11 protein-coding genes and 1 riboswitch are annotated in these 14236 nt (G+C 49.4%); of the genes, 3 read left to right on the top strand and 8 right to left on the bottom strand.

Going from position 1 to position 14236, the window contains the following annotated elements:
- Positions 1-5: 5 nt before the first annotated feature.
- From KI809_RS05245 to KI809_RS05265, 5 genes are all read right to left on the bottom strand, one after another.
- Positions 6-1679 carry a putative manganese-dependent inorganic diphosphatase gene (locus KI809_RS05245; protein WP_281416795.1) on the bottom strand — a complete coding sequence of 558 codons (1674 nt, stop codon included), beginning with the start codon at positions 1677-1679 and terminating at the stop codon, positions 6-8.
- A 48-nt stretch (positions 1680-1727) separates the two neighbouring features.
- The gene (gene thiC, locus KI809_RS05250) at positions 1728-3035 is read right to left on the bottom strand and encodes a phosphomethylpyrimidine synthase ThiC (protein WP_214170427.1); all 1308 of its coding nucleotides are present in this window, start codon (positions 3033-3035) and stop codon (positions 1728-1730) included.
- Positions 3036-3185: 150 nt separating this feature from the next.
- Positions 3186-3376: riboswitch (cobalamin riboswitch) on the bottom strand.
- Positions 3377-3581: 205 nt separating this feature from the next.
- A complete protein-coding gene (locus KI809_RS05255; protein WP_214170428.1) occupies positions 3582-4391 on the bottom strand; it encodes a substrate-binding periplasmic protein in 810 nt (269 codons plus the stop codon).
- An 18-nt stretch (positions 4392-4409) separates the two neighbouring features.
- Entirely contained in the window at positions 4410-5078 is a 669-nt protein-coding gene (locus KI809_RS05260) for a substrate-binding periplasmic protein (protein ID WP_214170429.1), read from the bottom strand.
- A 104-nt stretch (positions 5079-5182) separates the two neighbouring features.
- Positions 5183-7147 (bottom strand): ATP-binding protein, encoded by a 1965-nt coding sequence (locus tag KI809_RS05265; protein WP_214170430.1) that lies wholly within the window; start codon positions 7145-7147, stop codon positions 5183-5185.
- A gap of 93 nt (positions 7148-7240) precedes the next feature.
- Here KI809_RS05265 and KI809_RS20920 point away from each other — a divergent pair, with 93 nt between their 5' ends.
- The 3 genes from KI809_RS20920 (at position 7241) to KI809_RS05280 (ending at position 9668) form a co-directional block, all read left to right on the top strand.
- Positions 7241-7351, top strand: a complete 111-nt coding sequence (locus KI809_RS20920; RefSeq protein WP_214170431.1) for a tyrosine-type recombinase/integrase — start codon at positions 7241-7243, stop codon at positions 7349-7351.
- A gap of 197 nt (positions 7352-7548) precedes the next feature.
- Complete coding sequence (locus tag KI809_RS05275) at positions 7549-8601, top strand: NAD-dependent epimerase/dehydratase family protein (RefSeq protein WP_214170432.1); 1053 nt, start codon at positions 7549-7551, stop codon at positions 8599-8601.
- Positions 8598-9668: an NAD-dependent epimerase/dehydratase family protein gene (locus KI809_RS05280; protein ID WP_214170433.1), complete on the top strand. Its 1071-nt coding sequence runs from the start codon at positions 8598-8600 to the stop codon at positions 9666-9668. Before KI809_RS05275 ends, KI809_RS05280 begins: the two co-directional genes overlap by 4 nt.
- Positions 9669-9701: 33 nt before the next feature.
- Here the strand turns inward: KI809_RS05280 and KI809_RS05285 are convergent, their stop codons facing one another.
- The 3 genes from KI809_RS05285 to KI809_RS05295 are packed head-to-tail and all read right to left on the bottom strand — an operon-like array spanning position 9702 to position 14148.
- Entirely contained in the window at positions 9702-11513 is a 1812-nt protein-coding gene (locus tag KI809_RS05285; RefSeq protein WP_214170434.1) for a glycosyltransferase family protein, read from the bottom strand.
- A 1-nt stretch (position 11514) separates the two neighbouring features.
- Positions 11515-12648 (bottom strand): glycosyltransferase family 4 protein, encoded by a 1134-nt coding sequence (locus tag KI809_RS05290; protein ID WP_214170435.1) that lies wholly within the window; start codon positions 12646-12648, stop codon positions 11515-11517.
- A gap of 6 nt (positions 12649-12654) precedes the next feature.
- The gene (locus tag KI809_RS05295; RefSeq protein WP_214170436.1) at positions 12655-14148 is read right to left on the bottom strand and encodes a B12-binding domain-containing radical SAM protein; all 1494 of its coding nucleotides are present in this window, start codon (positions 14146-14148) and stop codon (positions 12655-12657) included.
- Between the last annotated feature and the right edge of the window lie 88 nt (positions 14149-14236).

Raw genomic sequence — 14236 nt, forward strand, 5'->3', positions numbered from 1 at the left:
GACGGTTACAGTTTTTCCAGAATCTTCAAAAGATGCGGCAGCAACTGCTTCTTTCGGGACATGACCCCCTTCATCTCATAAAGATGGGGTTCCAGCTGGGGATAACCCATGACATGGGCGATCCGTGTATGCCCCTCCACCAGGAACAGGGTCGTTCCCGAAACGATGTCAGTGACCATCAGCCCGGCAATAAAGAGATTGCCCCGCTGTTTTATCTGGGCCAGGCAAGCCAGCAGCTCCCCCTTGACCCCGTCAAACTCGTCGAAACCAACGACCTCCACCTGGCCGACGCCAATGGTCTTTTCTCCCTGGGTAAAATGCTTGAAATCCGCCTCGACCACCTTGAGCGGCGATCCGTAATGCTTCAGCGAGCTGCAGGCGGCAAAGATCTCTTTGCCGAAATCTTCAGCATCCATAGCGGCAATCGTAGCCAGCCATTGTGCGGTAGAGCGATCAACGTCCGTTGTGGTCGGGGATTTGAGAATAACCGTGTCCGAGAGGATTCCGGCGAGGAGCAGCGCAGCAATCCGCTGTTCTGGGGCAAGGCCCGCTTCTCGATAGCGTGCAGCAACCAGGGTGCAGGTGCTGCCGACCGGAGAGGTAATGAAGGTAATGGGGGCAATTGTCGGGCTGTTGCCGAGCTTGTGGTGGTCAATCACCTCCAGCACCTCCACCGCGTCGGCCCCAGGAACCGCCTGCCCCGTTTCATTGTGATCCACCAGGATCAGGCCGTAGGGGATCTCTGCCAGCAACGACGATTTGGTCGCCACCCCGGCAAGAGAGCCATCCTCCTCGGTCACGAACAGGGCGGCATCGCCGGTCTGTAGCAGCTTTTGACGCAGCTGGGACAGCGGCTCGCCGATGCCGATAGTGGTGAAGGCGTGATCGGCAACCTGGGATACCGGCGTCGAAAGCCGGGCGAGCCAGGCCGCAGTTGCAGTATCGTGGTGGGTCAGCAGGATCCTGACTCCGTTTGCCTCTGCCATGGCTGTGATATCCTGATCAGGAGGATGGCCGCCGGTCACGACCAGGAGGCCGACCCCTCTCTCAATGGCTGCCTGCTGGATTGTCCGCCGGTTGCCGGTCATGATCAGCAATGAGGATGGCTCATAATCGGCAATGCGCCCGGAAAAAGACTCTTCCCGCATGGCGCCGATGAAGAGATGAAATTTTTCAACCGTCTCATCCCCGGGTAACACGATGCAATCGGCCGCAAGGGTCCGGGCCAAAGCCGCAACGCTGGTTCTGATCTCACGCTGCAGCTCTGGACACGGCAGCAGATAGGTCTCGGAAAGACGCAGCAGTGACAGCGAACCGCTAGGATTCCCTGCTTCGTCCAGGACCGGCATGACCCGGACACCACTGGCATGAAACCGCTCCAGCGCATCATAGGCCGTTGCATCCTTGCTGAGAGTGACCGGCCGCCGGTTGACCACATCCCGCACCTTGGGGTGGACATCCGCCAGCAAGAGCGGCTCAGAGATCCCGAGCCGGTCGAGAATGTAACGGGTCTGGGGATTCGGCTCTCCGGCCATGGCCGCAATGACCTGCGGCGCACCAAGCCTCTTTTTCAGTTCGGCATAGGCAATGGCCGAGGCCACCGAATCGGTGTCAGGATTGCGGTGACCGATGACATAAATGGTCTTTTCCAAGCTAAATCCCCCATCAACTGCTGTCATTGCCCAGGCTCCTGTCACCAGCAGCAGCTGTGGACCAGAGCAGAGCCTTTAAATCTTATCGCCCTTTAGGTCATCCGCAAATAATTTTGTTGCGCCGCGAGAGGCGCAAAAATCTCCGCACATGGTGCAGGTGGCCTCATCATCAGGCACCCGACTGGCGCGAATGGCCCTGGCGTCATCAGGGTAGAGGGCCAGCTCGAACTGTTTCTCCCAGTCCAGGTTACGCCGCGCCTTGGACATCTCCTTATCCCGCATCCTCCCTTTTTCCGGGTATTTGTTCATGTCGCCGATGTAGGCCGCTATTTTTGCGGCCTTCACCCCTTGGCGCACATCGTCTTCATTGGGCAGGGCCAGGTGTTCCGCCGGAGTGATGTAACAGATCAGGTCGGCCCCATAGCGGCTCGACTGGGCTGCGCCGATGGCCGCGGTGATATGGTCGAAGCCGGGGGCGACATCGGTTGAGATCGGCCCCAGCATGTAGTAAGGCGCGCCGCCGCTCATCCGCTTCTGCAGCTGGATATTCCCCTCCACCTCGTCCAGCGGCACATGCCCCGGACCTTCCACCAGCATCTGGCACCCCATCTCCCGGCCGATTTCGGCCAGCTCGCAGTTGATGAGCAGCTCCTGGATCTGCGCCCGATCGCTGGAATCGTGGATCGCCCCGGCCCGTAGCCCATTACCGAGCGACAATACGGTGTCATATTTCTTGAGGATTGCCACTACCCGGTCGAACTTCTCGTACAGCGGGTTTTCCCGGCCATTGGCCAGCATCCAGGCGACCATGCTTACGCCACCCTTGGAGACCAGCCCGCCATACCGATAGCCCTGTTTCCTGAGCCGCTCGATGGTGTAGAGATTGATGCCGCAATGCACCGCCATGAAAGCCATGCCGTCGCTGCACTGTCTTTCGATCAGGTCAAACAGCAGCTCTTCGTCCAGCCGGTTGGGATCGCCGTATTTCCGCGCTGCCTCGCAAAAGGCCTGATAGAGCGGCACGTTCCCTACCGGCAGGTCAACGCTGGCAATCACCTCCTGGCGAACCCGGTCCAGATCGCCGCCGACAGAGAGTTCCATCAGAGTATCGGCGCCGGATTCCGCGGCAGCCCTGGCCTTCCTGACCTCTGCCTCATAGTCGATAATATCCGACGAGGTGCCGATAGAGGCATTGACCTTGGTCCGCAGCCCCTTACCGATCCCCACCGGCTTCGGCTTGCGCGTGTGGTTCCAGGGGATGACGATCTTTCCTTCAGCCACCATCTGCCTGATGTACTCAGGTGAAAGTTGTTCATCACTCGCGACATTTGCCATCTGCGGGGTAACGATCCCCTTGCGTGCTGCCTCAATCTGGGTAAGCATTCCAATCTCCTTTCAGCCTTGTAATTAAACCGCAGGCCAGGATTAAGCCGAATGGAGAGTTTTCGAAAACGAAAAAGCCCCTGGAGTACAGGGGCTCGAAATGCCGCAGATGGAAATACCGGGCTTCGGCCCCTCTTTCCACGGAAGTTCCATTGAAGCATCGGTTTGGCAGGTCTCCTGGCTCCAGGGTCATCTTACTCGCCGCGCCTTCCCAGGTTTAACCCAGTGGCATAGAACGGCTTTCATCACCTGTTACAGTTGCGGGACAGCGAGGGATTTCCACCCTCTTCCCTATTATCCGCGCCTTTGTGGGGCACGGCACCAATCCGTCTGGCAAGCAGTTGTGGAGTGTTTGTAGCAGAGTGCCCTGAGAAAAGTCAAAAGGAATGTGAGAAACGTGAGCTTCAATTTCGAATGCCCATACGTTGTGTTAACAAGTCCATTACCTGAGGATGTTTTCATCACCGTTTACAGTTGCGGGACAGCAAGGCATCAAACGCGTGAGTGGTGCTACTCTGGAAACTTGCGGACGTTTCCTTTGATGAATCAACGTGTTCCCTCTGCAGCAATTGCTGCGTTAATCTTTCGCATAACACCCTCGTCTACTTTCTGACTGCAGAGTATATAACGTTTTAATCCAGCAGGCAGATCAGGGTATGTAATACGCACCGTGCCAGTGCTCTTGAACTCAGCGTTAGTTTCCATCAAGTAATCGTAATCATCCTGGTCAATAAACATGAGATCAGCCCGGTTGATCGCCAATTTTTTTGCGACTTGCAACGGTGACTGTAACGCCTTGTCAACCTTGCCCGGAAATGCAGCTATCATGGTATCAAGCTCAGGGCCATAAGAAACACCGTCGGCAACTGCAAGCAGGAGAGTTGAATCAGCCATCACATTCTTCAGGGTCTTGTGGCGAAGCAACTTCTGGGCAGAGTTGGGGCTCGCAAGAATGACATGCGGTCGATCCTGATGCATGGGGATGGAAAAGCGGGCATACTTCTCACGTTCCGGAATTTTGTACCAGCCAAAGGAACAAACCGGCTCCACATTGTTTTGGATATCCTGGAAGATCCGCTTGGGAGGAAGTATTATGAATTTTGATTCAATTTTGGCGCGTGAAAGAATTCTTTGGGTTCGTTCCAGCAGAAAGCCCTTCTGTACACCGTTTTCCAGGTAAGAATAGGGTGGTTTGTCACGAAAGGCCATCTTCAGAGGTTCAGCCAGAACAGTTTGTGGCAAGGCAGACACCAGACCCAGTAAGCCGGAAGCGCATGCTAAAGACCTTGCATACAATTTACTGCCGTCAATCCATAGTGACTGGCAGGCCCCAATGAATCGCTGAACGAACCCCATTGGCATCCCTCCTTCTGATCAATGAGAGTAACCTTTTAATATAATAGCGTATTTGCCGCTCTTCTTCAATGTGCGCAGGGCAGCATCAAAGTCGTTTCTCAATCCTTCGAGATTTCGCTTCCTGGAAAAACCGACATAGGCCGGTATATTCTGAAGCGAAGGCAACAGTTCTTTCACTTCCTTGGATTGACCGATTTTCTTTAGTTCAAATACTGCACCGTCATGATTGCTCACCCAGATGTCAACCCTTCCGTTCACCAGTAATTTTATGGCCTCTTCAATGGTGTAGGACTCCGCAATTTTCAACGTCCCCTTTTTTACTGCACCGTCAAATCTCTCTCCGTAACTGGTTTTTCTTACCACCCCGAACCGGTAATCCTTGAGGCTTGTCAGATTGCCGTCAAAGGTTATTTTTGAGTCTTTCCTCACCCATAGTGAAATTCGCTGCTGTACAACCGCTTCTTGTGAGAAGAACGCAAAACTCTCCCTTTCAGGCGTCCTGAAAAAGGTAAATATTCCATCAGCGTCACCATTCTTGAGCATTTCAATGGATCGTGCAAAAGGCAAGATTTCAATAATGACTTCATGCCCCATAAGTTTAAATGCCTCTCTCACTATCTCGACGGCAGCCCCCTTGATGACTCCGTCCTCGGAGTATTCATAGGGGGGGTACTCAAGGGTCACCATTCGATAGGTTGCAGCCGCAGCAGGCGCAGTTGCAGAAAGGAGCCAGATCCCCCCGAGTGTCAGTAATGTCAGGATAATTCGGGAGTATTGCACCAATGCTTTGTTCATATTGATTCTCCGCGAAAAGTTGCTGCCTGGCCAGCAACCATCTTACTGACGCGCTCATCGGATGCAAGAAGTGCCTGTATTCTCCAAGCCAGCTGTTGCAGCGGATATGGTTTAAGTATGAAATCGTCCACTGCGCCCTTCGCCAGAAGGGAAAGAACTCTGGGGTCCTGTTTGAAACCAGAGGTAAGCAAAAGTTTGGCGGTTGGCGCAGACTCCCTGATCTTCGGCAGGGCATCTATGCCTGACATTACCGGCATAATCATGTCGAGCAATATCAGCCTGATTTCTGCGCCATGCGTTATTGCAAGGCGGACTCCTTCGGCACCATTGACCGCCAGAACCACGCGGTACCCGCACTGGGTGAGAATCTGGGAAGCGTTCTCCCGGACAGCATCATCATCATCAACAACCAGGATCATTCCTGAACCAGAGGGAAGAGTTGTGTCTTTTGTATCCTTTGCACTCTGGCGGTTGTCATCCGGCTGGCACAATATCGGCAGTTTAATATGGAAAGAGCTCCCTTTGCCGGGAACCGAATGTAGCGTAAGATCGCCATGGTGTTGCGTTATTATCGAGTAGGCCATGGAGAGCCCCAGACCGCTCCCCACTCCTTTTTGTTTGGTGGTAAAGAAGGGGGTAAAAATATTTTCCATGACCGAGGGCTCCATCCCCACCCCCGTATCAGTAACCGACAGGAGCCAGCACGCATCCGCATCCGCCTCATCATCTGCCTTGAGGATAGAGCCGTCACCACTTAATAACTTGAGTGAAATACCCAGGTCTCCTCCCCACGGATCACCTTCCGGTCTCATAATAGTCATTGCATGACTGGCGTTGATACAGAGATTCAGCAGCAGCTGTTCCATCTGAATAGGATCTGAGTTCACCATTGCTTGCATCTCCGGCAAATCAAGTTTCACAGTTATCGATTTGTCCAAACTGCTCTGCAGCAGTTTATGAACATGCCGGACCGAATCCTTCAAATCAACAGCAGTTAGCAGTACCTCCTTCTTCATTGAAAGAGTAAGAAGTTGGCGAATCAGTGCGGTTGCACGGTTTGTCGCGTCACTTATATTCGAGAGATGCTTCTTGATGTTATCCATCTCGACAAGATGTTCAGCTTGAAGACGAAACGACAACAGCTCTGCCGATCCCGATATCGCGCACAGGATATTGTTGAAATCATGGGATATCCCGCCAACCAGCATCCCCACTGCCTCCATTTTCTGGGCCTGCAGCAGTTGCACCTCCTTCTGCCGCTGCAGGTCAAGACTGGCCTGAAGTTCGGTGGTCATCTCCCGGAAACGATCAGCAAGCTTCCCTATTTCGTCAGTCCCGTTTACGGGGATCGGAATGGCAAGATTTTCTATCGATATCTGATCCACCGCTCTCTCAAGTTCTTTGAGGGGGCGAACTATGGTTCTTCGCAAAGCCATGTAAAGTACGGTAGTAAGACCGGCGCAGAGAAGTAATATCCCGAATGCTGACAAAAAGAGCCTCTTGCGGAGCTTCGACTTCAGCGGAGTGTCCTCGGCATACACAGTTACCGAGGCGAGGATAGCTGACTCCTTTCGAACCTGCGCGTCTGCCGAAATAGTGCTTTTCAGCAGGCCAGCTGTATCCTTTCCGCTATTGTCCTGTGATAGGTTGTAAATTGAACCTCCAGATTTGCTGCTCCCTGCAAGCAGGCGACCATTATCGCCTCGCAGTATGATCGCCCGAATGTTGTCACTCTTAACCTCATACCTAATAATCCTGCCGATTTCATCGTCATCCAGATTCCAAACGGGATTGACAAGTGCCTGCCCAAGTCGTTTTGCAGCCGCTTCTGTCTGCTGCTGGAGATCCATTGAAAGATCTTTTTTGTCGTTAAGGAAATTGACAACTCCCCAACCCGACATGACGAGCAAGGAAACCGCCAGAACGACGCAGAGAATTTTAGTTGAGATGTTCAGGTTCATCACGTATCCAGTCTTTTCTTTACCCTACCCATTTGGGTAGAGTATATGTGCAAATTCCCATAGTTCAACGTGCGAACTTACTGAATTTAATATATGTCCCTTGCAGACGTCCACTTACACGATCTGCGGCACAGCATGGCAAGCAACATGGTCAACCATGGGCGCATAATTTACGAAGTGACCAAGGTTCTCGGACATAGCTAGATTCGCACAACCCAAAGGTAAGCCATTTAGCCCAGGACACCCTATTGGCAAGCCAAAGAGAAAAGCTAAAGATCCACTCCGAAATTGTATTGCGTTAACACGCTCAGAGCAGTATAGAATTTATCAATAAAATCATATTTCACCTTGAATTGCCGCTATTAGAACTACGCCAATATTTGTCGAGAAAGGCCAGCGCATTGAATTCAGTCCTTGTCACCGGCTCATCAGGCCTCATCGGCTCAGAAGTAGTTACCTATTTTCACAATCTCGGGTTCAAGGTTCACGGCATAGACAACAACCAGCGCGCAGTATTTTTCGGCGTTCAGGGAGACACCCGCTGGAGCCTGCAGCGACTTGTAGAAAATCTGCCCAACTTTAGTCATCACGAACTGGATATCCGCAACCGCCAAGGAGTCCTTGATCTCGTAAAAGAGCTGAAACCGTCCGGCATTATCCATACCGCTGCGCAGCCTTCACACGATCGGGCTGCCGCCATACCTTTTGACGATTTCGAAACGAACGCCGTCGGCACTCTAAATCTTCTCGAAGCGGCCCGCCAGGCCTGCCCCGAATCCCCATTTATTCATATGTCAACCAACAAAGTATATGGCGATTTACCTAACAGTATTCCGCTTGCTGAACTAGAAACACGCTGGGATTTTGCCGATCCCACCTACGCCAATGGCATTGCCGAAAGTTTTTCCATCGACCAGTCCACACATTCCCTGTTTGGCGCGTCAAAGGTTGCTGCTGACATCATGGTGCAAGAGTACGGCCGCTACTTCGACATGCCCACTTGCTGCCTTCGCTGCGGCTGCCTCACCGGCCCGAATCACTCCGGAGTTGAACTGCACGGTTTCCTGAGCTATCTTGTCAAATGCAACCTCGAAAGGAAAGAGTACAGCGTCTTTGGGTACAAGGGGAAGCAGGTGCGCGATAACATCCATGCCGAGGACGTCGCACACTTTATACATGCCTTCTACGAGACTCCCCGCTGTGGCGAGGTATACAACCTCGGCGGCGGCAAGGGTAACTCCTGCTCCATTCTAGAGGCTTTCAGCATCACCGAGGAGTTCAGCGGCAGAAAGCAGCTCTACAAATATGTCGATCAGAACCGTATCGGTGACCACATCTGTTACTACAACGATCTTACCAAGATGAAAAAGCATTACCCGAAATGGTGCATAACCAAATCACTTAGGCAGACGGTCAAGGAGATTGTCGAATCTTGGCAGGAGCGGTTATTGTGAAAAAAGTCCTTATCACCGGCATCTGCGGCTTTGTTGGTAGCACTTTGGCAAAGTCATGGCTTGTGGCTGAGCCTGGTCTTGAACTATACGGAATCGACAACTTTATCCGTCCAGGGAGCGAACACAACCGGATCGAACTGCAGAAACTCGGCATAAAACTTTTACATGGGGATATCCGCTCCGCATCAGATTTCGAATTGCTTCCAAAAGTTGATTGGGTGATTGACGCGGCAGCAAACCCGAGCGTCCTGGCAGGCGTTGACGGCCAGACCAGCAGCCGCCAACTTGTCGAGCACAACCTCCTTGGAACAGTAAATATACTCGAATACTGCAAGCGGTGTAACGCCGGATTTATTCTCATAAGCACCAGCAGGGTGTATTCGATCTCTCGTCTTAGCGATATTATCGTCGAGCCTGTCGGTAAAGCGTTCCGGCTTGCCTCACACCAGGCTCTTCCTGCGGGCTTGAGCGATGCTGGTGTTAGTGAGCTGTTCAGCACAGCCCCTCCAATATCTCTTTATGGCAGCTCAAAACTGGCTTCTGAGGCTTTGGCTCTTGAGTACGGGGAGGCATTCGATTTTCCGGTTTGGATAAACAGGTGCGGAGTGTTTGCAGGGGCAGGGCAGTTTGGTAGGCCTGACCAGGGAATTTTCACCTTCTGGATCAATTCCTGGCTTCGACGCAGGCCACTTGTCTACATCGGTTTCGGTGGTAATGGCTGTCAGGTTCGCGACGCCATGCACCCTCGCGACCTGATACCGTTGCTCCAAATGCAGACAGCTCCCGGCACATCAACCCCCGTAAAAATTGTGAACCTTGGAGGCGGCATGGACAATGCTATGTCACTTGCGGAACTTAGTTCTTGGTGCAAGAGAAGATTTGGTGACCATATGGTTGGCAGTAATCCAACCATACGCCGGTTCGATGTCCCCTGGCTTGTTATGGATTCAACCCTTGCCGGGGATGTTTGGGGGTGGAGACCGGAAACTAACATGGAGCAAATTCTTGAAGAAATTGCGAATCATGCAGAAAAAAACCCTCATTGGCTTGAACTTTCGGGGTTGTGATGCCTCCCCTATATAGCCCAACTATACGTAGACCTATTTTCTCTTTAAAATTTCTATTCCAAAGTTGTCAGATGAAAATGGTTTAGCCCCGAATTGATTTACCTTTTCATAGTTACCTGCTATCCAAGATGAAAGCTGCAATCCGTAGTCGACACCAAACGCATCAAACTCATATTCATGTGAGGGTCTGTGGACTATGGCAATGTAGTCAATTTTACTATCATGGAGTTGGTTTATAATTGTTTGCTCGCCGATTTTTATGATATCTCCAGGAAGAAACAAAAAATATTTCAAAGGATTACTTCTCTCAGCATAAAAGTTAATACTCGCCCCCTCTGGGATAACCACGAGACTATCATTCTTACTGGTATGATTTTGCAGGTAGTGAACCGCATCCCAGTATGATTTTGTTTTTAAATCACCCCAGCAATAAAGAATCCCCTTACCTGAGTCAACCCTGAGATTTTTCCCTGAATATATATCCGCTGACATTCCCCATGACTTAATGGCAAGCGCTACAAAGACTATCAGTATAGGAAGGGACTGACAGATACCAACACTGAACGGTGATATTTTTTTGCAAATACCTGTTGTCAGCTTTATGAAGTACACATAATAAACAACAAGTCCAATGGTAAGGAGATAAAACCCTGATAGTATCGGCGTAGCATTCAATATAATTTTTGCGGTTAGAAGTAGCGCAATGAATGACAAGGTAAAGAACTTATGGTTGTATTTGTAATCTACTCCATGAAACATTTTCAATAGAGATAGGATTATGGAAAATAATAAGATCAATGGAATACATCGGTACTGGAGCAAGTCATCAGTATTTTCGAGATAGTTACAAGCAAAAACAATAGCCACTACTATGAGAGTACAACCGGAGATAGTTTTGAGTAGTTTCATCTTGTTATTGGCTGAAGCCTTGTGAACAAGAATTGACCCGGCACAGAGAACTACAACAACTATTAGGTGATATAGAAACGATTGGATAACAAGCAGTATATTCCCGGTCACTTCCTTAAAGCCTGCCGTCGAAATGACAAAAGCATCTTTTCCTTTTGAGGCGAAGAGTAAACTCCCCAACAGCGTTTCTTTGAAACCATCAAAGGCGTTCAACCAATAAAGCCCTATGCAATAAATCATAGCACTCAAAAAAACAGGAGTTATAAGCATCAAAAGCCTAAAATAACGTCTTTTGCTTTTAATAAGTAGTCCGGAAAACACGAAGGCGCACCAGACTGGCAGCGCAGTTTCTGGCCGCGAGAGAAAAGCAAGGGTCAGCAGCAGATTCCAACCAATTAAATGGGCAGTCTTTTCAAATTCGATATATTGCAAGAAACATAACAGAGATCCTGCTATGAATAACAAACAAAAAGTCGAGGCAAAACTGTATGGGAAGATGTAATTGAATATAACATCATAGGTACCGACACCAAATGCAAAAACCAGACAATAATTTACAACTAATATTACTGACACAAACCAATTCATAAATGTGTTAGCCAACATATACATAAATACGCACATGACTATTGTTGTTGCAATGCCACAACCTATTAATGTATTTATACTGGCACCAAATATCTTGTAACACAGTGATATAATATATGCCGGCAAAGGACCGTGAAAATAATAAATATCCTTATATAATACTTTACCTCTCATAATCTGCAGCGGTACCCACATCTCTCTTGAGGAATCAACTATAAGATCCCCCCACTTATGCCAGCTAGCCATCAGTAGATAGGCAAAAACAGCTGCAACGACAAGGCAGGAAAAAAGAACCCTGCGGTACCGGTGAGATTCAAAAAAATTTGTTATCGCATCAAGTAGCTTCATTTTATAATTCGACAGCCTTGTCTGCTATTTGTGGTGCCAGCAAATCCCAACAATAGTGGTGGGCTGCTTTGATGCCATTTGCTCTTAAGAGGTCAAGTTTTTCAGGTGCAGAAAGCAGTCGCTTTATCTGTAAAGCCAGAGCGGATGGACTCCCTGGCTCAAAATAAGTTATATTTAGACCCTCCATGCCAACTTCTGTAATGGCTTCCAACCTGGATGAAATGACACCGGTTCCAGATGCCCAGTACTCCAGCAACTTGAGAGTTGTAACGATTCGATTCGGAAGGTTGTCCCGTCTGGGTATTATCCCGATATTAGCTTTTTGCAGATATGCCCTTGCCTCCTGACACGGTAGCTGCCCAGTAAATACGCAGTTGTCGAACACTCCCAATTCCAGTGCCAGGGACTTGATCTTTGTCAGTTCTCTACCGTCACCTACGATAAAGCACTTTACCAGTGGGAACTCTTTGAGTACTTCAGGCAAAGCCTTGATAAGTACGTCAACCCCATGCTGTTTGTCTATAAGCCCTAGATGGATAAGATTAAAATAAAAATCATCAGATTTCTCAGCTGACAGCCTGTCAATCTCGGCACCATCATATACTACCTCTATGCGATCAGGCCTGACACCGTGTTCGACTAGCACTCGCTTCATTGCCAGCGATGCAGCGGTTATACTCTCGGCAATCCGTATAATACGGTATTCGATGAACAGCAGCAGCGGAGTTGCCAATGTCTCCATAATCGTGCGTCTACCTATTGACAGATACTCCGCATGAATATCTGTGATATCAAGGGCAAACCTGCAGCGAAAAACCGGTTTCAGAAACAACATCACAGCAGCTGCAATGGTGTTATGTACAAAGATCAGATCAGCCCACCTAATGAACTTCAGGTACTTTATTAATAGTCTCACGTTGAATTTTATAGAACTTAATATCTGAGAACGTTGCTTGCTAGGGCCTCTTAGCCACTCAATTTTAATACCGTTGACCTCCGCCGCGCCGTCGGTAGGGGCAATAATAATGACATTGTGCCCCCGCCGCCTAAACTCTTCGGCAGTTTTCAACGTCCTGAGTGCGCCACCTCCCTTGATCGGGTGAATGGAGTCGTGTGTTGTGACAATTATGTTCATGGTATTTTATTTATTTTTGTACCCATCGATGAGAGTGGCCGAAAGTTTGTGCATGAATTTACGGATTCCGAGACCCTGGATTGTCCGGATAATGATCCTCCGGTGGCGTAACAAATTTGTGGGGATAAACACAGTTTTCAGCAGCCATCTAAGCATTGCTCTTTTCCGGAGTTCTTCAACTCGGCCTCGGTCAAGCAATGGGGAGAGATTTATTGCCGAACATTTACCGTCAAATTCTTCCCAACCTCTTTCGCTCACCAAACCCTGCTTCTGTAACGTATCGTAAAATCGAGTTCCGGGAAACGGTGTAGCAATACTTATTTGTATCGAGTCTGCACCCAGCGCTGCTGCATACGCCAGCGTCTGTTGCACGTCATGTTCTGATTCTTCAAGAAGGCCGATTGTAAAAGTTGCATGGCTCTTGATGTTGAATTTTCTGCAACACCTAACAATATTCTGGACCATTGTTAGGTCAACCGGCTTCCCGACGTGTTTCAGTACCTTGTTGCTGCCACTCTCAACCCCGAATTTTATCCCGATACACCCTGCAAGAGACATTGTCTGCAGTAACTGTTCATCCAGGTGAGCAACGTCAGCCATACAACTCCATTTAACATTAATATTCTGTCTTGTCAGGGCATTGCAGATTGCCACCACATGGCTCTTCTTGACGGTAAAGCTGTCATCGTCGAAATAAATCTCTTTAGCTTTATAGACCGTGACGAGATCTGCCATCTTCGCCACAACGAGTTCAGGATCATAAACCCGATAGGCACCATGGTCGTAGATCACAGAATTCCAGAGGCAAAAATAGCATTGGTTTGGGCATCCCCGTGAAGTCTGCATCTGGATTGCAGGGTATAACTGACAGAAACCATCCCAGTAGACTGTCGGATCAGACTTATCCCGAATTGGAAACATATCATATGCGGGGAATGGCACGCCGGACAGTGACGTCACATTGTTATCACCGATCGCACGCCGTGGAATTACGCAACGTCTCGGCCTATTCTGTGAATCACTGTACGATAGGGCCAGATCGTTCAGGGCCAGTTCATATTCACCCTGAAAAATGACATCAATCACAGGGTTATCAGCTAATATCTGCTCGGCAAAGGTAGTTGCATGGGCACCGCCAATAGAAATTATTGCATCAGGAATGACTTCACGTATTTTTACGAGCAGTTTCAGGTCATAGTTTATGGTGGGAGTGGTAACTTCAAAAAACAGCAGATCAGGCTTGATCTTGGCCGCCATCTCGAGAAAAGATCTTTCAGACAAATCCAAAGCAATTGCATCAAGAGTATGCACATCAAAACCGCTCTCTTGCAACTTCGCGGCACTACATGCGAGGTAAAAAGGAAACGGCAGATAATGGGGTATTGTTCCTTTTCTTTTAACTCCTGAGTGGGGCCAGCGGGAGCCCGCACGAATAAAATATTTTTCGTACTTATTATCAATACTTTGTTTGCATGAGGGGTTTGCTAGCAGAATCCTCAAGGTGAACTCCTCAAAAAACTACCATATTAACCAGAAGTTATATCCAACAGCTTATTGGCACTGTAATCGAGGGCCGCAGAAATAAAAT

Origin of the sequence: Geoanaerobacter pelophilus, from assembly GCF_018476885.1 — a bacterium.
Taxonomy (GTDB): Bacteria; Desulfobacterota; Desulfuromonadia; order Geobacterales; family DSM-12255; genus Geoanaerobacter; species Geoanaerobacter pelophilus.

What these genes read in the sequence shown, in the direction of transcription:
- KI809_RS05245 (WP_281416795.1), bottom strand. Translation starts at nt 1,679, where the DNA reads ATGACAGCAGTTGATGGGGGATTTAGCTTGGAAAAGACCATTTATGTC.
- thiC (WP_214170427.1), bottom strand. Translation starts at nt 3,035, where the DNA reads ATGCTTACCCAGATTGAGGCAGCACGCAAGGGGATCGTTACCCCGCAG.
- KI809_RS05255 (WP_214170428.1), bottom strand. Translation starts at nt 4,391, where the DNA reads ATGGGGTTCGTTCAGCGATTCATTGGGGCCTGCCAGTCACTATGGATT.
- KI809_RS05260 (WP_214170429.1), bottom strand. Translation starts at nt 5,078, where the DNA reads ATGGTGACCCTTGAGTACCCCCCCTATGAATACTCCGAGGACGGAGTC.
- KI809_RS05265 (WP_214170430.1), bottom strand. Translation starts at nt 7,147, where the DNA reads ATGAACCTGAACATCTCAACTAAAATTCTCTGCGTCGTTCTGGCGGTT.
- KI809_RS20920 (WP_214170431.1), top strand. Translation starts at nt 7,241, where the DNA reads ATGTCCCTTGCAGACGTCCACTTACACGATCTGCGGCACAGCATGGCA.
- KI809_RS05285 (WP_214170434.1), bottom strand. Translation starts at nt 11,513, where the DNA reads ATGAAGCTACTTGATGCGATAACAAATTTTTTTGAATCTCACCGGTAC.
- KI809_RS05290 (WP_214170435.1), bottom strand. Translation starts at nt 12,648, where the DNA reads ATGAACATAATTGTCACAACACACGACTCCATTCACCCGATCAAGGGA.